We start from the raw sequence: 19494 nt of genomic DNA on the forward strand, positions 1-19494 counted from the left end.
CAACCCTCGCCGAACGGTATTGCCCGACACACGCCCACGAGATCGCCCCGATGACAGAACACACCAAGACAGACGGATTGCCCGGCATGGACATGCCGGTGGTCGCCGAAGCCGGCAGCAGCGCCTTCGGCAAGGCTGCGCCACGCAACGAGCGCATGAGCACAGCCAAGGTCGAGTGCAACGCATGCCCCGTGCTGTGCCAGATCTCCGATGGCCGCACCGGTGCCTGCGATCGCTATGCCAACAAAGAGGGCGTGCTGGTGCGTGTCGACCCCGTGGTGCTGCTGCGCCGCACGATCGCAGCCGATGCGCCTGCGCTGGTGTCGTTCAATCGCACCACTGAAGCCCCGGCAGCCGAAGCCGCCGACTCAGCAGCCGCACCCGACTGGAACGGCGACCTGCTGCACGCCGACGAAGTCTTCGTCACCGGCGTGGGCTCTTCCACCACCTACCCCGACTACAAGCCCGCCCCCTTCATCGTGGCCTCCAAGGCCCGTGGCGTCGACATGGTCACCGTCGTCACCGAAGGCATCTTCAGCTACTGCAGCTTCAAGGTGAAGATCGACACCGACCGCTTCCTCGGCTCCGAGCAGGCCAACGTGCGCTACCGCGGCGAAGTGGTGGGCCACGTCACCACGGCCGAGTACGGCTCGCAGATGCTCTCGCTGGGCGGCGTGCACCACCTCACCGGCGGCAGCAAGAAGGAAGGCCGCATGACGGCCGAGCTGATGCAGCTGCTGGGCAACAAGAAGGCGGTGGAGTGCACCATCGACGGCGGCTCCACCCTCGTCATCCAGGCCGGCAAGGCGCCCATCGTCAATGGCGTCGAAGAGCAGCGCATGCGCGTGGGCTGCGGCTCGGCGGCGGTCGGCATCTTCGCGCGCCAGTTCGCGGGCGTGGCCGACGAGGTGGTGGTGGTCGATGATCACATCACCGGCGTGCTCACCGAACACCAGGCCGGCCGCTGCCTCGACATGGCGCCCTCGGGCATCCAGATGCTGGGCCGCAAATCGACGCCGGGGCGCTACTTCCAGGTGGCGAACCCAGGCAACGGCTGGGGTGGCACCGACATCGCCGATCCACTGTCGATCATCGAAGGCTGGGAAGAGGGCGTTGCGCGCCCGGGCCTGCGCCTGTTGATGACATCGACCACCGGTGAGCACGCGCAGTGGTACGTGCTCGACGAAGCGCTCAAGCCCATCGAGCAGGACATGCCCGCCGAAGTGAAGCGCATCGTCGATCGCATCGGCGAGAACTGCGAGCCTTCGCTGTGCACCGTGCTGTTCCTCGGCGGCGCCGGCGGCAGCCTGCGCGCGGGCGTCACCGAAAACCCTGTGCTGCTGACGCGCGCCATCAAGCGCGCGCTGGTCAACGTCACCTGCGGCGGTGCGCCGGCCTATGTGTGGCCTGGCGGCGGCATCACCGTGATGGCCGATGTCATGCGCATGCCCGACAACAGCTTCGGCACCGTGCCCACCCCGGCCATCGTGGCGCCCATCGAGTTCAGCATGCGGCGCGACGACTACGAAGCGCTCGGCGGCCACATGGGCCACATCTTCTCGCTCGAACAGGCGCTCGCGCGCGGTGCATGGCAGGAAGACGGCGCACCGATCGCGCGCCAATGGCTCATCGTGGACGAGGCCAATCCGTGGCCGCTCGGCCACGCTCCGATGCTGGGTTGAAAAATGCTCGCGTCAACGTGCGCCGTGGCTCTTGCCCCTTCCCCCGCTGGGGGAAGGCTGGGATGGGGGCGGGCAGAGCGCCTGATGGATGCGCCGCGTGCCTCCACACCGACCCTCCCCCGGAAGGGGAGGGAGAAATGCGCGCAGCCTGGGGGCGAGCCATGACCGCCCAACGCACAGCGCTCGACAACGACCGTTGGCACTTCAACCATGGCCCGATCGACATCGTGGCCGAGGCGCACGGCGACCCGTATGCCGTCGCGGCTGCGCACGACGCGGCCTGGGCGCGCTTTACTTACGTGCTCGAAGAGCTGGTGCAAGAACTGCCGCTGCTGCGTCTGCCCGTGACCGACAAGATGCGTCCGCGCGGCGTCGTCGCGCGCCGCATGTGGGACGCCTGCGCTGCGTTCTCGCCCATGTTCATCACGCCGATGGCGGCGGTCGCGGGTGCCGTGGCGCAAGAGCTGATGCCTTTCTACGAGCGCCCCGGCATCGAACGCGCGTGGATCAACAACGGCGGCGACATTGCGCTGCACCTCGCCCCCGGCCAGAGTGCGCGCGTCGGTGTGTTCGCCGACATCGCGCGCTTCGACTGGCGCGAGAACAGCGGCCTGCTGACCACCGACGGCCAGTTCGAGCTGCGCGAAGAGCAGCCCGTGCGCGGCGTGGCCACCAGCGGCTGGCGCGGCCGCAGCTTCTCGCTGGGCATCGCCGACAGCGTGACGGTGCTGGCCGCCACAGCGGCGCAGGCCGACGCCGCCGCCACCGTGATCGCCAACGCAGTCGATGTCGATGACGACGCCATCCGCCGTCGCCCCGCCAGCGAATGCAAGGACAACAGCGACCTGGGCGACACCCTCGTCACTGTCGATGTGCCGACGCTTGCACCTTCGCAGGTCAAGAGCGCACTCGATACGGGCGTGATCTGCGCGAAGGTGCTGCAAAAAGGCGGGCTCGTGTGGGCCGTTCTACTCGTTTGTCAGGGGCAGTGGCGACTTGTCGAGCCCTTATGCTCGAAGGCGCTCAAGGCAGAGCTGCCAAAGACAGTTGGTTCAGTATTTGCTTAACGAAAAGCAAGGTTCTTTTTCATGATCGAAATTCGTCGCGTCTTCACCCATGTCGAGCACATCCACCACGAGTTCGGACCGCGTGCCGACACCCCGTTGGTGCGTGGTGCCATCGGCGTCGTGCTGACCAATCCTTTCGCCGGCCGCTACGAGCCCGACATCCTTCCGATGATGGCGCTGCTCGATCCCGTGGGCGTCGACATGGCGCACAAGCTGCACGCCGCGATGGACGTGCCGCTCGACCAGATCGCCACCTACGGCAAGGGCGCCATCGTCGGCGCCGATGGCGAGCTGGAACACGGCGCGCTCTGGCATGTGCCCGGCGGTTATGCGATGCGCGAACTGCTCGGCTGGAAGGGCAGTCGCGTGGCCTACACAGCGGGCAAGGCCGAAGAGAAATCCGGCCAGCCTGCCAATGCACTTTCCATCGTGCCTTCGACCAAGAAGGTCGGTCCGCCCGGCGCCACGCTCGACGTGCCGCTCACCAACATCAATGCCAGCTACGTGCGTGGCCAGTTCGACGCCATCGAAGTGCGCGTACCGGGTGCGCCGGCTGCGGACGAGATCGTCTTCATCCTTGCGATGAGCACTGGTTACCGGGTGCACGCTCGCGTTGGCGGCCTGCTTGCCAAGGACATCAGCAAGTGGGATGGTTTGAGATGACGCCTTGCTTTTCTGTTCGTCGCGCTGTGTTTGGCGTGTGTCGTTCAGGGCGACACTCACGCCGACACGGTGCTCTTTTTCGCGAATGTCCCCCGCTTCGCTCCTCCTTTATTTCGCGAAAAAGAGCCCCGTATCGGCGCGAGCGTTGGACAGAGCAGTCGTTGATCAGCGGTACATCAGCAGCGTGTCCATGTGCGAATGACACCGGGTGCTCCCCGCAGCGAAATAAAGGAGGAGCGAAGCGGGGGACATTCGCGGAGGGGAGCACCCGGTGTCATTCGCACTCGCCCCGAACGAACCCGAACCCGCTCCGAACAGCAGCACCGCGACAAAAGCCCACCGAACACAAAGCACCTTGACCGCGCACACACCGCTAACAAGCCGCAGCACCAGAGACAAGGAATCAAGAGAACATGACCGCCAACATCCGCAAGCTCGTCATCCAGGTCGATGAAACCCGCAGGGAAATGGGCCGCGACGTTTCACCGCCCACGCGCCGTGCCGTCGCCATTGCCGTGATCGAGAACCCCTACGCTGGCCGCTACAACGAGAACCTCGACGAACTCATCGCCATCGGCGAAGAACTCGGCGCGCTGCTGGGCCAGAAGGCTGTGAAGGCGCTTGGCATCGAGCCCGGCCAGGCGCAGAGCTACGGCAAGGCTGCCATCGTCGGCGAGAACGGCGAACTCGAACATGCGGCCGCCATCCTGCACCCCAAGCTCGGTGCGCCGCTGCGGCTGGCGGTCGAGAAGGGCGCGGCGCTCGTGCCCTCGGCCAAGAAGCAAGGCACGCTGGGCACCGCCATCGACGTGCCGCTCGGCCACAAAGACGCCGCCTTCGTGCGCAGCCACTTCGACGCCATCGAAGCCCGCGTGTCCGACGCACCGCGCGCCAACGAAATCGTGGTCGCCGTGGCCGTCACCGACAGCGGTCGTCCGCTGCCCCGCATCGGCGGCCTGCAAGTCAGCGAAATCAAGGGCGAAGACGGTCTGCGTTGACCCGTCTTCTCACCATCACAGCATCGTGTTTTCTGTTCGAACCCAAGGAGCTTCCCGATGATTCCATTGCGCCATGTTTTCTGCGCCGCTTCCGTCGTCACGCTGGCCACAGCGGCCCTTGTCCCCGCGCATGCGCAGGGCGTGATCAAGATCGGTGAAATCAACAGCTACAAGGCGCAGCCCGCCTTCCTGGAGCCCTACAAGAAGGGCATGGAACTGGCGGTCGACGAGATCAATGCCAAGGGTGGCATCAACGGCAAGAAGATCGAACTCATCAGCCGCGACGACAACGCCAACCCCGGCGACGCCGTGCGCGTGGCCGAAGAACTCATCTCGCGCGAAAAAGTCGACGTGCTGGCCGGCGCCTTCCTGTCGAACACCGGCCTGGCGCTGACCGACTTCGCCAAGCAAAAGAAATTCTTCTACCTGGCCGCCGAACCGCTCACCGACAAGATCGTCTGGAGCAACGGCAACAAGTACACCTACCGCCTGCGCCCCTCGACCTACATGCAGGTCGCGATGCTGGTGCCAGAGGCCGCCAAGCTCAAGAAAAAGCGCTGGGCCATCGTGTACCCCAACTACGAATACGGCCAGTCGTCGGCCGCCACCTTCAAGACCTTGCTGAAGGCCGCGCAGCCCGACGTCGAGTTCGTCACCGAGCAGGCGCCGCCGCTGGGCAAGGTCGACACCGGCAGCGTGGTACAGGCCCTGGCCGATGCCAAGCCCGACGCGATCTTCAACGTGCTGTTCGGCGCCGACCTCTCCAAGTTCGTGCGCGAAGGCAACACGCGTGGCCTGTTCAAGGACCGTGAAGTCGTCAGCGTGCTGACCGGCGAGCCCGAGTACCTCGACCCGCTGAAGGACGAAGCGCCCAACGGCTGGATCGTGACCGGCTACCCGTGGAACGGCGTCAAGACGCCCGAGCACAAGGCCTTCCTCGATGCCTACCAGGCCAAGTTCAAGGACTACCCGCGCCTGGGTTCGGTAGTGGGCTACAGCGCCATCCACTCGATCGCGGCCGGTATCAAGAAGGCTGGCAGCACCGACACCGAAAAGCTCGTCGCGGCCTTCAAGGGCCTGCAGGTCGACACGCCCTTCGGCAAGATCAACTACCGCGCGCAGGACAACCAGTCCACCATGGGCGCGTACGTCGGCAAGACCAAGAACGACGGCGGCAAGGGCGTGATGGTCGACTACGTCTACCTCGACGGCGCCAAGTTCCAGCCGTCCGACGACGAAGTGAAAAAGATGCGCCCTGCGGACTGACCGCACGGCTCCTGCAACGCGCCAGCCGCCGCTGATTGATGGCGGCCGGCGCGGATGTCTCCAGTTTCCTCAGGGTCCCTCATGAGCTTTTCAGGCTTCGTTGTTCAGTTGCTCAACGGGTTGGCCGGCGCGTCCTCGCTCTTCTTCGTGGCGGCCGGTCTTTCGTTGATCTTCGGCGTGACGCGCATCGTCAACTTCGCCCATGGTTCGTTCTTCATGGTCGGTATCTATCTCGCGTACACGCTCGTCGACAAGCTGGGTTCGAGCCTGGGCTTCTGGCCCGCGCTGCTGATCGCGGCGGTGTCGGTCGGCGTGCTCGGCGCGCTCATCGAAGTGCTGCTGCTGCGCCGCATCTACAAGGCGCCCGAGTTGTTCCAGCTCCTGGCAACCTTCGCGCTCGTGCTCGTCATCAAGGACGCGGTGCTGTGGCTCTGGGGCCCTGACGAATTGCTCGGCCCGCGTGCACCGGGGCTCAAGGGCTCCCTCGAAATCCTGGGCCGGCAGTTTCCGACCTACGACCTGTTCCTGATCGTCGTCGGCCCGCTGGTGCTGGGGCTTGTGTGGCTGCTGCTGACGCGCACGCGCTTCGGCACGCTGGTGCGCGCCGCCACGCAAGACCGCGAAATGGTCAGCGCGCTGGGCGTCAACCAGGCCTGGCTGTTCACGGCCGTGTTCGCGCTCGGCGCATTGCTCGCCGGCCTCGGTGGCGCGTTGCAGTTGCCGCGCGAACCCGCCACGCTCGAGATGGACCTGAACACCATCGGCGCCGCCTTCGTGGTGGTCGTGGTGGGCGGCATGGGCTCGTTGCCCGGCGCCTACGTGGCGGCGCTGCTCATTGCCGAGATCAAGGCCGTGTGCATCTGGCTGGGCGTGGTGCAGATCTTCGGCATCGACGTGTCTTTCTCCAAGCTCACGCTGATGGTCGACTTCCTGGTGATGGCAATCGTGCTGGTGTGGCGCCCCTGGGGCCTGTTCGGCCGGCCGCAGGCGCCAAGCCGCTACGTGGGCATGCAGGAAGAGCCGTTGCGCCGACCGAGCAATGCCTACCTTGTCGCCGCCGCAGTGCTCGCGCTGATGCTCGCCGTGCTGCCGCTGCTGACGGTGAACTCGCCCTACACGCTGGTGTTGATGATCGACCTGCTGATCGCCGCGCTCTTCGCCACCAGCCTGCACTTCATCATGGGGCCGGCGGGCATGCACTCCTTCGGCCACGCGGCGTACTTCGGACTCGGTGCCTACGGCGCTGCGCTGCTGGTGCGTGCGCTGCACCTGCCGATGGAAGTCGCGCTCATCGCCGCGCCTGTCGTGGCGGCGCTCGGCGCGCTGGTCTACGGCTGGTTCGCGGTGCGGCTCTCGGGCGTGTACCTCGCGATGCTCACGCTGGCCTTCGCGCAGATCACCTGGGCCATCACCTACCAGTGGGACAGCTTCACGGGCGGCAGCAACGGCCTGACCGGCGTGTGGCCTTCCGAGTGGCTTTCCAACAAGCAGGCCTACTACTGGCTCACGCTGGTGCTCGTCGGCGCTGGCGTGTGGTGGTTGCGGCGCGTGCTGTTCTCGCCCTTCGGCTATGCGCTGCGCGCGGGCCGCGATTCGGTGCTGCGCGCCGATGCCATCGGCATCGACGTCAAGCGCATGCAGTGGGCCGCGTTCGTGATTGCGGGCACGGTGGCCGGTCTGGCCGGTGCGCTGTATGCCTTCTCGAAGGGCAGCATCTCGCCTGAAAGCCTGTCGGTCGGCAAATCGGTCGACGGCCTCGTGATGGTGCTGCTCGGCGGCATCCAGACGCTGGCGGGGCCGGTGGTCGGCGCCATCACCTTCACCTGGCTGCACGACACCGTGGCACGCAACACCGACTACTGGCGAGCGATGCTCGGTGCGATCATCCTGATCCTGGTGCTGCTGTTCCCGCAAGGTATCGCGGGTTCGATCAAGCAGTTGGCCGATCGCTGGCGTGCACCCAAGCCCGACGCGGATGCCGAAGCCAAGCTCAAGGAGGTGAAGGCATGAGTCTCCTCAAAGTCAGCAACCTCGGTAAATCGTTCGGTGGCGTCAAGGCCGTGGACGGCATCAGTTTCGAGCTGCCGGCCGGCGAACTGCTCGCACTCATCGGCCCCAACGGCGCCGGCAAGTCCACCACTTTCAACATGGTCAACGGCCAGCTCAAGGCGGACCAGGGCTCGATCACGCTCGACGGCCAGGAACTCGTGGGCCGCAAGCCGCGCGAGATCTGGCGCAAGGGCGTGGGCCGCACCTTCCAGATCGCCGAGACCTTTGCCTCGCTCACCGTGGTCGAGAACGTGCAGATGGCCTTGCTCTCGCACGACGGCAAGCTGTTCTCGATGTGGCGCCGCGCGGCCGACCACAAGCGCGACGAAGCGCTGGAGCTGCTCGACCAGGTCGGCATGAAGTCGCAGGCCGACCGGCCCTGCAGCGTGCTGGCCTACGGCGACGTGAAGCGCGTCGAACTCGCCATCGCGATGGCCAACAGCCCCAAGCTGCTGCTGATGGACGAGCCCACCGCCGGCATGGCACCCCAGGAGCGCAACTCGCTGATGGCCTTGACCAAGGACCTCGTAATCCAGCGCGGCATGGCCGTGCTGTTTACGGAGCACAGCATGGACGTGGTGTTCGCCTATGCCGACCGCATGATCGTGCTGGCGCGCGGGCGCCTCATCGCACAGGGCAAGCCGCTGGAGATCCGCGACCATCCCAAGGTGCAGGAGGTTTACTTCGGCACCGGCAAGACCTTCGAGAAGAAAATCGCCGAAAAGGCTGCGGCCATTGGAGAGACAGTCGCATGAGCACGCACGAACCCCTGCTGGAAGCCAAGGCCCTGTGCGCCTGGTACGGCGCCGCGCAGATTCTTTACGACGTGGACCTTGACGTGCGCCGCGGCGAAGTGGTCGCGCTCATGGGCCGCAACGGCGCAGGCAAGTCCACCACGCTGAAAGCGCTGATCGGCATGCTCGCCAAGCGCCGCGGCGCGGTGCGCTTTCTCGGCCACGACATTTCAAAGAGCGAGCCGCATCATGCGGCGCGCCTGGGCCTGGGCTTCGTGCCGGAAGACCGGCGCGTGTTCACCGACCTCACGGTGATGGAGAACCTCGAAGTCGGCAAGCAGCCCGCACGCCGCTGGGCCGATGGCACCGACGCGCCGCTGTGGTCGCCCGAGCGCCTGTTCAAGCTGTTTCCCAACCTCGGCGAAATGCCCAACCGTCCGGGCGGTCGCATGAGCGGTGGCGAGCAGCAAATGCTCACCGTGGCGCGCACGCTCATGGGCAATCCTTACCTCGTGCTGCTCGACGAACCCTCCGAAGGCGTGGCGCCGGTGATCGTCGAACAGATGGCGAACATGATCCTCGAGCTGAAGGCGCAGGGCGTGAGCATCCTGCTGTCGGAGCAGAACATGCACTTTGCCGAACTCGTGTCCGATCGCGCCTACGTGCTGGAGAAGGGGCAGATCCGCTATCACGCCACGATGGCCGAGCTGGCCGCCAACGACGAAGTGCGTCGTGCCTACCTGAGCGTTTGATTTTCAGTACCTGAATTTCCTCAACCCACCGGAGTCCACGCCATGCATCGCAGAACCCTTGTGAAATCCGCCGCCGCCCTCGGTCTGGTCAGCGGCCTCGGCAGTTTCGGCCTCAGCGCTTTCGCGGCCGGCAAGATCAAGCCCGGCAGCAAGGCGGCGCTGATCGTGGTCGATGTGCAGAACTGCTTTCTCGACGGCGGCACGCTCGCGGTCAAGGGCGGCAACGAAGTCATTCCGGTCATCAACGCACTGGCGCCGGCGTTCGACAACATCGTCGTCACGCAAGACTGGCACACCGCAGGCCATGCGTCCTTCGCGAGCACCTACTCGGGCAAGAAGCCGTTCGAGACCACCAAGCTCAGCTACGGCACGCAGGTGCTGTGGCCGGACCACTGCGTGCAGGGCACGGAAGACGCGGCGCTCGGCAAGGAGCTGAAAGTGCCGACCGCGCAGCTCATCATCCGCAAGGGCTTCCACAAGGAGATGGACAGCTACTCGGCCTTCGAGGAAGCCGATCACAAGACGGCGACGGGCCTGGCTGGCTACCTCAAGGCGCGCGGCATCAAGACCGTGTTCGTCACAGGTCTTGCCACCGACTTCTGCGTGGCCTGGACCGCGATGGATGCGCGCAAGGCTGGCTTCGACGCCTACGTGATCGAAGACGCCACGCGCGGCATTGACCTCAACGGCTCGCTGGCCGCCGCGTGGAAGCAGATGGCGGCCAAGGGCGTCAAACGCATCCAGTCGGGCGACATCCAGGCCGCCTGAGGCACGCAGGGCCGGCAACCTGCGGCGACCGCAACAACCGCAAAAGACAACGAGACAAACGACGCATGAAGCTTTCGATTTCCAGGCGCGCGATGGTGGCGGGCGGCGCAGCGCTGGCGCTCGGCCCCGGTCTTTTGCGGCAGGCACGCGCGGACAACGGCGTGACCGACACCACCATCCGCATCGGCCAGTCGGCCGTGTTCAGCGGCCCGGCCAAGGACTTCGGCGTCGACTACCGCGCGGGCATCAAGCTCTGCTTCGACCGTGTCAACAAGTCAGGCGGCGTCAACGGCCGCAAGATCGAACTGGTCACGTACGACGATGCCTACGATCCCGCGAAGACGGCCGTCAACACGGCCAAGTTGATCGATGAAGACAAGGTCTTCGCGCTCACCGGCTATGTCGCCACCGGCAACCTCGCGGCTGCGATGCCTCTCGCGGAAAAGGCCGGCGTGCCGATGTTCGCGCCGCTGGTGGGCACCACGTCGTTCCGCACCAAGACCAACCGCTACCTGTTCCACGTGCGCGCGGGCTACGACCTCGAATTGCGCAAGATCATCAGCCACCTCTCGACCCTGGGCATTCAGTCGATTGCGGTGGTGTACCAGGACAGCGCCTTCGGCAAGTCGAACCTCGCGACCTGCGAGGAGCTGGCGGGCGACTACAAGCTCAAGGTGCTCAAGACCTTGCCGCTGGCCATCACGGCGGAGGACGCGAAGTCCGTCGTCGCGAGCCTGGCCGAAGCCAAGCCCGGTGCGGTCGTGATGATCATGGCGGGCCGCATGGTCGAGGTGTTCATTCGCGACTACCGCGCCAATGCGGTGGCTGCACCGCTGTACACACTGTCGGTCGGCATCACCGACGCGGCCGGCTCCGCCAAGCGGCTCGACGGCAAGCTCGCCGGGCTGGTCACGGCCAGCATCGTGCCGCCGCCGCAGGGCCTGCGCGTGCCCATCGTGGCCGACTACCAGCGCGACCGCGCCGAGTTCGGCGAGAAGATCGACAGCTACACCGCGCTCGAGGGCTACATCGTTGCGCGCGTGATGGTCGAGGGCCTGCGCCGCGCGGGCAAGACGCTCACGCGCGACAGTTTCATCGCCGGGCTCGAAAGCATCGGCAGCGCGCGCTTCGGCGACTTCCCCGTCGACTACAGCGCGAAGAACCACAACGGCTCGACCTTCGTGGACCTGGAGATGTACACCCGTGACGGCCAGTTGCGGCGCTGAGCCGCTGCACCTGCGGGTCAACGGCCAGGCCCACGCGATCGCCGGTGTGCCGCGCGAGGCGACGCTGCTGCACCTGCTGCGCAACGACCTGGGGCTGAACGGCCCCAAGTACGGCTGCGGGCTGGGACAGTGCGGTGCCTGCACGGTGCACGTCGATGGCGTGGCGGCGCGTGCCTGCGTGATTCCGGCGCATGGCGTGGCGGGTCGTGCGATCACCACGCTCGAAGGGCTGGGGACGCGGGGCAACTGGCATCCGGTGCAGGCCGCCTTCGAGGATGCGCAGGCGGCGCAGTGCGGCTACTGCCTCAACGGCATGGTCATGCAGGCGGCGGCGTTGCTCGCACGCGATCCGCAGGCGAGTGATGCGCGCATCCGCAGTGAGCTGTCGGGCAATCTGTGCCGTTGCGGCACGCATATCGAGATCCTTGATGCGGTGCAGCGCGCGGCGCTGCGCATGCGCGCAAAGCCGAACCCATGAGCCGCCCGCGTTGTCCCCTCTCGAGGTCTTGTCCCCTCTCCCAGAGGGAGAGGGAGAAAATCCGATGACACGCCGCGCCGATCTGCCGCAAACCCGTGCGGAGTTCTTCGCTGCCGATGGCGTCCTGCTCGTCGTGCGCGAGGCCCCGCCCGCACCCCCGCCCGCGAAGGGCCAGCCTGCGCTGATCGCCGGCAACCCGATCGAGGGCGACGAGATCCTGCTCGCCGTGTGGGACGACGGCAGCGCATCGGCGCTCAACGGCCACGTCGACCTGGGCACGGGCATCCAGACCGCGCTCGCGCAGATCGTGGCCGAGGAACTCGACCTCGGCATGCCCTGCGTGCGCATGATGCTCGGCGACACGGCGCGCGTGCCCAACCAGGGCGCGACGATCGCGAGCGCGTCGATCCAGATCCATTCGCAGCCGCTGCGCCTTGCCGCTGCGCAGGCGCGGGCCTGGCTGCTGGCGCGCGCGGCCGAGCGCCTTGGCGTGGCGGTCGATGCGCTGCAGGTGCGCAATGGCGTGGTGCGTGTCACCGAGGCGCCGAACTTACACGTGAGCTATGCCGAACTGCTGATGGGCCAGCGCACCGTGCTGCGGCTCGATCCGCAAGCGCAGCCCAAGAACCCAGCCGACTACCGTGTCGTCGGCACACGGCAGGCGCGCGTCGACATTCCCGCCAAGCTCGCGGGCGAACTCGTGTTCGTGCACGACATGCGCGTGCCCGGCATGCTGCATGGTCGCGTGGTGCGCCCGCCCTACGCCGGCGCAGACCATGGCGATTTCATCGGCAACACGCTCGATTCCGTCGATGAATCCTCCATTGCACACATCCCCGGCATTCGCGCCGTGGTCGTCATCCGCGATTTCGTCGGCATCGTGGCCGAGCGCGAGGAACATGCCGAGCAGGCACTGCGCGAACTGCGTGTGACATGGAAGCCGTGGCCCGGCATGCCCGACCTGTCGGACGTTGCGCAGGCCCTGCGCGACAACCCTTCGACGCAGCGCCTGCTGGTCGATGAAGGCGATGTCGACGGCGCTCTTGCAGCGGCCGCGCATCCGATGCCGCGCACCTACGTGTGGCCGTATCAGATGCACGCGTCCATCGGACCCTCGTGCGCGCTGGCCGACTGGCAGCCGGCCGATGGCAGCGGCATGCAGTTGCGTTGCTGGGCCGGCTCTCAGAACCCGCATGTGCTGCGCGACGATCTGGCGAAGCTCATGGGTGTCGAAGACGTGCAGGTCGACGTGGTCCGCATGGAGGCCGCCGGCTGCTATGGCCGCAACGGTGCCGACGACGTGGCGGCAGATGCCGCGCTGCTTGCACGCGCTGTCGGCATGCCGGTGCGCGTGCAGCTCACGCGCGAGCAGGAACACGCGTGGGAGCCGAAGGGTGCCGCGCAGCTCATGGAGATCGACGGCGGCCTGATGGCCGATGGCCGCATCGCCGCTTACGACTTCGAGACTTCATACCCATCGAACGGAGCGCCCACGCTCGCGCTGCTGCTCACACGCACCATCGAGCCGGTGGCGCAATCCTTCGAGATGGGCGACCGTACGGCGCGCCCGCCTTATACCTACGACAACCTGCGCGTGAAGGTCAACGACATGGCGCCGATCGTGCGCGCCTCGTGGCTGCGCGGCGTGTCGGCGCTGCCGAGTTCGTTCGCGCACGAGTCGTACATCGATGAGCTGGCGACGGCGGCGGGTGTCGATCCGGTGCAGTTCCGGCTGCGCCATCTGGAAGATCCGCGCGCGGTCGAGCTGGTGCAGGCCACCGCGCAGAAGGCCGGCTGGCGCATGCGCACCGGGCCGCAGGAAAACGTCGACGGCGGGCTGGGGGAGGGTGGCGACATCCTCTTCGGCCAGGGCTTTGCGTATGCGCGCTACATCCACAGCAAATGGCCCGGCTTCGGTGCCGCATGGGCTGCGTGGGTGGCCGATGTCGAGGTCAATCGCAAGACCGGCGAGGTGCATGTGCGCCGTGTCGTGGTGGGGCATGACGCGGGTTTGATGATCAACCCCGCGGGTGTCGAGCATCAGGTGCACGGCAACGTGATCCAGACCACCAGCCGCGCGCTCAAGGAGCGCGTGCAGTTCGCGTCGCAGCAGGGCACGGAGTCTGGTGGTGCGCAACTGCCCGGCGTGCTGCCATCGGGCGTGGTCGCAAGCCGCGAGTGGGGCAGCTACCCGATCATCAATTTCCGCGAAGTGCCGGTGATCGAGGTCATGCACATGCCGCGGCCGGGTGAGCCTTCGCTGGGGGCGGGCGAGTCGTCGTCGGTGCCGGGAACGGCGGCGATTGCGAACGCGATCTTCGATGCGACGGGTGTGCGGTTCAGGGCGCCGCCGTTCACGCCGGAGACGGTGTTGGCGGAGTTGAACCGGGGTTTGCGCCCTCCCCCTCCGGGGGAGGGCGGGGGTGGGGGCGTGCGGCGCTTGGATGGTGACGCTGCCGTGCCCCCATCTCAACCTTCCCCCAAAGGGGGAAGGAGCAATACGGAAGCCATCTGGCCCAAGAGGAAGGGCGTGTGGGCGACAGGCGCAGCGCTGTTCATCGGCGGCATCGGTGTCATCGCCGGCCTGCTCGGCTGGCGCTCCGCCATCGCCCCCGTGTCCCTTACCGCACCGGTCTACAGCGCGTCCACCATCGAACGCGGCCGCGTGCTCGCCGCCCTCGGCGATTGCGCCGTGTGCCACACCGCGCCCGGTGGCGCGCCCAACGCGGGTGGCCGTGCGATGGACACGCCTTTCGGCACGCTCTACACCACCAACCTCACGCCCGATGCCGACACCGGCCTGGGTCGCTGGTCGTTCAGCGCCTTCCAGCGCGCGATGCGCGAAGGCGTCTCGCGCGACGGCCATCACCTCTACCCCGCGTTTCCCTACACAGCGTTCGCGAAAACCAGCGACGACGACTTGCAGGCGCTCTATGCGTACTTCATGTCGATGCCCGCGGTGCGCGCTGAAACGCCGGCGTCGACACTCAAGTTTCCGTTCAGCATGCGGCCGCTGATGGCCGGCTGGAACGCGCTCTTCCACGACCCTGCACCGCTGCAACCCGTGGCCACGCAAAGCGCCGAGTGGAACCGTGGCGCCTACCTCGTCAACGGCCTGGGCCATTGCGGCGCCTGCCACACGCCGCGCAATGCATTGGGCGCGGAGCAGGGCGGCAGCGCCTTTCTCTCGGGCGCGATGGTCGATGGCTGGGAAGCGCCTCCGCTCACGCATCTGTCGAAGTCGGCGGTGCCGTGGGACGCCGACGCGCTCTACCGCTACCTGCGCAACGGCCACTCGCCACGCCACGGCATCGCCGGTGGACCGATGGCCGAGGTCGTGCGCGAACTGGCCCAGGTGCCGGACGCCGACGTGCGTGCGATGGCCGCCTACCTCGGCTCGTTCAATCCTTTGCCGGCTGCCGAGCCGCAGGCCATCGCGCAACAGGCGGTCGACAATGCGGCCCGCACGCAAGGCCGGTTGCTCGGCCCCGCGCAGCGCATGTTCGACAGCGCATGTGCTTCGTGTCATCACGACGGCAACGGCCCCACGCTGCTGGGCGTGAACACGCCGCTTGCGCTCAACAGCAACCTCACGAGCGCGCGGCCCGACAACCTGCTGCGCACCATCCTCGATGGCGTGCGCGAGCCGGCGAACCGCGACATCGGCTTCATGCCTGCGTTCCGCGAAGCGCTCGACGACCGGCAGATCGCCGAGCTGGCCGGCTACATGCGTGCACGCTTCGCGCCGCAGGAACCAGCGTGGAAAGACCTGCCCGCCGAAGTCGCTCGCGTGCGTGCGGCACCGGGACACTGACAGGGCCGACCGTCGTCGCCCGCGATGCGCCGCTACGATGCCATGTAGCGACACACACGGAGACACAGCGCCATGTCCTTGAACCTCTCGACTTCTTCCAGCCTGCCCCGCGACGCTGAGCGCGCCACATTGGTCGGACGCATCTGGCAGCCGGGCGTGGGCCCGGTGCTGGTGGCCGTGCACGAAGGCGGCCTGCACGACCTGACGGCACTCGCGCCGACCATGAGCGACCTGCTCGAAGGCGAGGCACAGCCCGCCGAAGCCGTGCGCCGCGCGTTGAAAGACGCACCGCACATCGCCGCGCTCGATGCCGTGCTCGCCAACAGTGACGAGACCGCACGCGATGACAGCCAGCCCTGGCTGCTCGCACCCTGCGACCTGCAGGCCATCAAGGCCAGCGGCGTGACCTTCGTTGCGAGCCTGCTCGAACGCGTGATCGAGGAGCAGGCGCGCGGCGATGCATCACGGGCCGAAGCCACGCGCGCCGCCATCGGCCATGTGTTGGGCGACAACCTCGCGAACATCGTGCCCGGCTCGCCCGAAGCGGCGAAGGTCAAAGAGGTGCTGATCGCGCAAGGCGTGTGGTCGCAGTACCTCGAAGTCGGCATCGGCCCCGACGCCGAGATATTCACCAAGGCCCCTGTGCTGGCGGCCGTGGGCACCGGCGCCGATGTCGGCATTCATTCGGGTTCCGTGTGGAACAACCCCGAGCCCGAAGTCGTGCTCGCGGTCAACAGCCGGGGCCAGACGCTGGGCGCGGCGCTCGGCAACGACGTCAACCTGCGCGACTTCGAAGGCCGCAGCGCGCTGCTGCTGGGCAAGGCGAAGGACAACAACGCCTCGTGCGCCATCGGCCCCTTCATCCGTTTGTTCGATGCGCACTTCGGTATTGCGGATGTGCGCTGCATCACGGTCGCGCTCGAAGTGACCGGGCCTGAGGGCTTCACGCTCGAAGGTTCAAGCTCGCTGTCGAAGATCAGCCGCGACCCGCTCGACCTCGTGTCGCAGACCGTGGGTAAGCATCACGCCTACCCTGACGGTTTCATGTTGTTTCTGGGCACGATGTTCGCGCCGACCCAAGACCGTCACGGGCCTGGCCAGGGATTCACCCATGTCGTGGGCGACCGTGTGCGCATCGCAGCCCCCGAACTCGGCGCGCTGGTCAATCGCGTGGTGCATGCCGATCAGGCGCCGCGATGGACCTTCGGCATCGGCGCGCTGATGCGCAACCTGGGCGGGCGCGGGCTGTTGTAACTGGCGGCCCTCGGGCTTCATGCGCTCCCGCGCAGCGCTCGCCGGTATTGCACCGCCTCCGCCACGTGCACGACCTGCACGGCGCTCGTGCCCGCCAGGTCGGCGATCGTGCGCGCAACCTTCAGCGCACGGTGCGTGCTGCGCGCCGACCATCCGAGCTTGTTCGCGGCGTTGAACAGGAACTGGCGTGCCGGGGCATCCAGTCCGGCATGCTTGTCGATGGCACTGCCTTGCAGCGACTGGTTGGCCGTGCCCTGGCGCTGCATCGCGCGTTCGCGCGCGGCGATCACGCGGGCGCGGATGTTGTCGGTCGATTCGCCGGGCGGCGCGTCGAGCAGCAACTGCGGTGGCACCGCAGGCACTTCGATGTGCAGGTCGATGCGGTCCAGCAGCGGGCCGCTGAGCTTGCCCTGGTAGCGCAGGATCTGGTCGGGCGTGCAGCGGCACGACTTCGATGCGGCACCGAGATAGCCGCAAGGGCAGGGGTTCATGGCCGCGATCAGTTGGAAACGCGCGGGAAATTCTGCGTGGCGCGCAGCGCGGGCGATCGTGATCGTGCCCGTCTCGAGCGGCTCGCGCAGCGCTTCCAATGCTGCGCGGGCGAACTCCGGAAATTCGTCGAGGAACAGCACGCCATGGTGGGCCCGCGAGATTTCGCCCGGCCGCGGTGGAGAGCCGCCACCCACCAACGCCACCGCGCTGGCCGTGTGATGCGGTGCGGCTGTCGGGCGGGACATCCACCTTTCCGTGGCGAAGCGCCCGCCCAAGCTGGCCACGGCCGCACTCTCCAATGCCTCGTCGATGCTCATCGGCGGCAGCAGGCCGGCAAAGCGTTGCGCGAGCATGGACTTGCCCGAACCCGGCTCGCCCACCATCAACAGGCAATGTACGATGGACCCCATGCTTTCGACTACCACTCGCCCTAAGGCCTACAGCTATCTTCGTTTCAGTACACCCGAGCAAATGAAGGGCGACAGTCTCCGCCGACAGACAGACCTTGCGACTCTCTACGCAGCCCGCCACGGCCTCGATCTGGACACCAGCACATTCCAAGACCTTGGGGTTTCAGCGTTCAGTGGCGACAACGCCCGTACGGGAGCCCTTTTTAAGTTTCAACAATTCGTCTACGAAGGCGTCATTCCAGCAGGGAGCTACCTTCTAGTGGAGTCGCTTGATCGCTTAAGCCGCAGCGACATCGTGGAAGCACAAGGCTTATTGATGTCGATCATCGGCCGTGGAATAACGGTCGTGACGCTTCAGCAGGGAGCCGAGCGTGTCTACTCCCGGGAGGCCCTAAGAGCGAACCCGCACGAACTCATCATTGCCATCGTTGAGATGATGCGTGCCCATGGTGAGAGCGCGACCAAAGCGGCTCGGCTAAAGGAAGCGTGGCAAGCTAAGCGTTCGCGACTCGGCACTGTGAATCTCACAAGCATCGCACCGGCTTGGTTGAAAGCCCGCCCCGCAAAGAATGGTTTCGATGTCATCCCCGACCGTGCAGATGTTGTCCGGCGAATGTTTCTCGACTATCTGGGGGGCGTAGGGTTGGAGTCGATTGCGTCTCGACTCAACCAAGCTGCGGTCAAGCCATGGGGCAGGGGTACGTTCTGGCGCCGAAGCTATGTCGCAAAAATTATCGTTAACCCAGCGGTGATTGGAGTCTTCGTGCCGCACACGGATCAACGGGTCAATGGCCGAACAGTACGCACGCCTTGTGAACCTGTTCTCGGGTACTTTCCCCCGATCCTCGATGAGGAGGCGTTCCATGCAGCGCAGGCGATGAAGCAAAAGGCGGGTCGGGAAGCTACAGCTAGACCACGGAGCGGCGGCGTAAGGCACCTGCTTGCGGGTCTAGCGGTGTGCCCCTTATGCGGTGCGAGCATGAGCCGGATCACCAAGGGTAGTCGTACCAAGGCAGGCCACCCTTACCTCGTCTGTTCGAGAGCCAAGCAAGGAGCGGGGTGTGTCTACAAGGCGGTGCGTGTCAAGGACGTGGACGCAGCCATCACGATTGGCGCTTCGTTTGTCGTCGGCACGGCACCATCAGGCCAGTCGGGACTCGACCAAGAATGGCAAGCGACGCAGGATCAGCGAGACGCGGTAGATGCCGCCATGGATAATCTTCTCGACGCCCTCGGTCATGGGGGTGAGTCCCGGCCTATTCGCCAACGGCTCGACATCCTCCAAGCAGACCGCGACCTACTGACGAAACGCCTCGCTTTGTTGGCAGAACAGATTGGCACCTCATCGTCCATCTTCGTGGGGAAGGCCCTCGATGACCTTCAACGTACCATCACCGGGGATATTGAGACGCTCGACATTCCCAAGGCGAACGCTGCCCTTCGACGCGTCTTGAAAAGCGTTACCGTTGACTACCCGAACGGAGAGCTGGAGTTCGCTTGGGCTCAGGGTGGCGAAACCCGCCTGACCTACGGATGGCCCCTTGAATAGGGCGGCTACCCACATCAGGCGACGCGCACTCAGGTATTCATCCAAACCCCGGAGTGGACCACTGGCCGACACCGGGGAATCGTCTGCGCACCTGGGTCCGCAACAGTTCCTGTTCATGTCGATGGCTCACTGGGAGGACGCTTTGGGCGCCGTAGCCGGGAACAATCCGGCCTGATCCTGTGCCACGTGCCAGCACGCAAGGAGTCGGGCTCGACCGTAAGTCTGCTTGCGGATTTGCCCCTTGGGGTAATTTTGCTTTGCGGCACAAAACTCGGAGCGGGCCCTCGATGAA

14 protein-coding genes and 1 pseudogene are annotated in these 19494 nt (G+C 66.2%); 14 read left to right on the plus strand and 1 reads right to left on the minus strand.

Annotated elements, in window-relative coordinates; all coding sequences use genetic code 11:
* The first annotated feature begins 50 nt into the window (after positions 1–50).
* The 13 genes from H7F35_RS13055 (at position 51) to H7F35_RS13115 (ending at position 16751) form a co-directional block, all read left to right on the plus strand.
* Positions 51–1682 (plus strand): 6-hydroxynicotinate reductase, encoded by a 1632-nt coding sequence (locus H7F35_RS13055; protein WP_187113265.1) that lies wholly within the window; start codon positions 51–53, stop codon positions 1680–1682.
* A 161-nt stretch (positions 1683–1843) separates the two neighbouring features.
* A complete protein-coding gene (locus H7F35_RS13060) occupies positions 1844–2749 on the plus strand; it encodes a UPF0280 family protein (RefSeq protein WP_187113266.1) in 906 nt (301 codons plus the stop codon).
* Between the two features lie 21 nt (positions 2750–2770).
* Positions 2771–3412 (plus strand): amino acid synthesis family protein, encoded by a 642-nt coding sequence (locus H7F35_RS13065; protein WP_187113267.1) that lies wholly within the window; start codon positions 2771–2773, stop codon positions 3410–3412.
* 413 nt (positions 3413–3825) lie between these two features.
* Positions 3826–4410 carry an amino acid synthesis family protein gene (locus tag H7F35_RS13070; protein WP_187113268.1) on the plus strand — a complete coding sequence of 195 codons (585 nt, stop codon included), beginning with the start codon at positions 3826–3828 and terminating at the stop codon, positions 4408–4410.
* Between the two features lie 57 nt (positions 4411–4467).
* Positions 4468–5676, plus strand: a complete 1209-nt coding sequence (locus H7F35_RS13075; RefSeq protein WP_187113269.1) for an ABC transporter substrate-binding protein — start codon at positions 4468–4470, stop codon at positions 5674–5676.
* 81 nt (positions 5677–5757) lie between these two features.
* Positions 5758–7686 (plus strand): ABC transporter permease, encoded by a 1929-nt coding sequence (locus tag H7F35_RS13080; protein ID WP_187113270.1) that lies wholly within the window; start codon positions 5758–5760, stop codon positions 7684–7686.
* Positions 7683–8480 (plus strand): ABC transporter ATP-binding protein, encoded by a 798-nt coding sequence (locus H7F35_RS13085; RefSeq protein WP_187113271.1) that lies wholly within the window; start codon positions 7683–7685, stop codon positions 8478–8480. Before H7F35_RS13080 ends, H7F35_RS13085 begins: the two co-directional genes overlap by 4 nt.
* Positions 8477–9211 carry an ABC transporter ATP-binding protein gene (locus H7F35_RS13090; protein WP_093247116.1) on the plus strand — a complete coding sequence of 245 codons (735 nt, stop codon included), beginning with the start codon at positions 8477–8479 and terminating at the stop codon, positions 9209–9211. The genes H7F35_RS13085 and H7F35_RS13090 overlap by 4 nt, the downstream gene beginning before the upstream one ends.
* 42 nt (positions 9212–9253) lie before the next feature.
* Positions 9254–9979, plus strand: coding sequence for a bifunctional nicotinamidase/pyrazinamidase (pncA, locus tag H7F35_RS13095; RefSeq protein WP_187113272.1), 726 nt, complete (start codon positions 9254–9256; stop codon positions 9977–9979).
* Positions 9980–10044: 65 nt separating this feature from the next.
* Positions 10045–11205: an ABC transporter substrate-binding protein gene (locus H7F35_RS13100; RefSeq protein WP_261803616.1), complete on the plus strand. Its 1161-nt coding sequence runs from the start codon at positions 10045–10047 to the stop codon at positions 11203–11205.
* Complete coding sequence (locus H7F35_RS13105; RefSeq protein ID WP_187113273.1) at positions 11183–11683, plus strand: (2Fe-2S)-binding protein; 501 nt, start codon at positions 11183–11185, stop codon at positions 11681–11683. The genes H7F35_RS13100 and H7F35_RS13105 overlap by 23 nt, the downstream gene beginning before the upstream one ends.
* A 64-nt stretch (positions 11684–11747) precedes the next feature.
* Positions 11748–15497 (plus strand): molybdopterin cofactor-binding domain-containing protein, encoded by a 3750-nt coding sequence (locus H7F35_RS13110; protein WP_187113274.1) that lies wholly within the window; start codon positions 11748–11750, stop codon positions 15495–15497.
* A gap of 72 nt (positions 15498–15569) precedes the next feature.
* Positions 15570–16751: a fumarylacetoacetate hydrolase family protein gene (locus H7F35_RS13115; RefSeq protein ID WP_187113275.1), complete on the plus strand. Its 1182-nt coding sequence runs from the start codon at positions 15570–15572 to the stop codon at positions 16749–16751.
* Between the two features lie 17 nt (positions 16752–16768).
* On the opposite strand, the pseudogene H7F35_RS13120 reads toward H7F35_RS13115, so the two are convergent.
* Positions 16769–17638: pseudogene (locus tag H7F35_RS13120) on the minus strand (YifB family Mg chelatase-like AAA ATPase); the annotation flags it as partial.
* 4 nt (positions 17639–17642) lie between these two features.
* On the opposite strand from H7F35_RS13120, the gene H7F35_RS13125 reads away from it, so the two are divergent.
* Complete coding sequence (locus tag H7F35_RS13125) at positions 17643–19202, plus strand: recombinase family protein (protein ID WP_187113276.1); 1560 nt, start codon at positions 17643–17645, stop codon at positions 19200–19202.
* The last annotated feature ends 292 nt before the right edge of the window (positions 19203–19494 follow it).

It is taken from the genome of Variovorax sp. PAMC26660, from assembly GCF_014302995.1.
In the GTDB taxonomy this organism is placed as follows: Bacteria; Pseudomonadota; Gammaproteobacteria; order Burkholderiales; family Burkholderiaceae_C; genus Variovorax.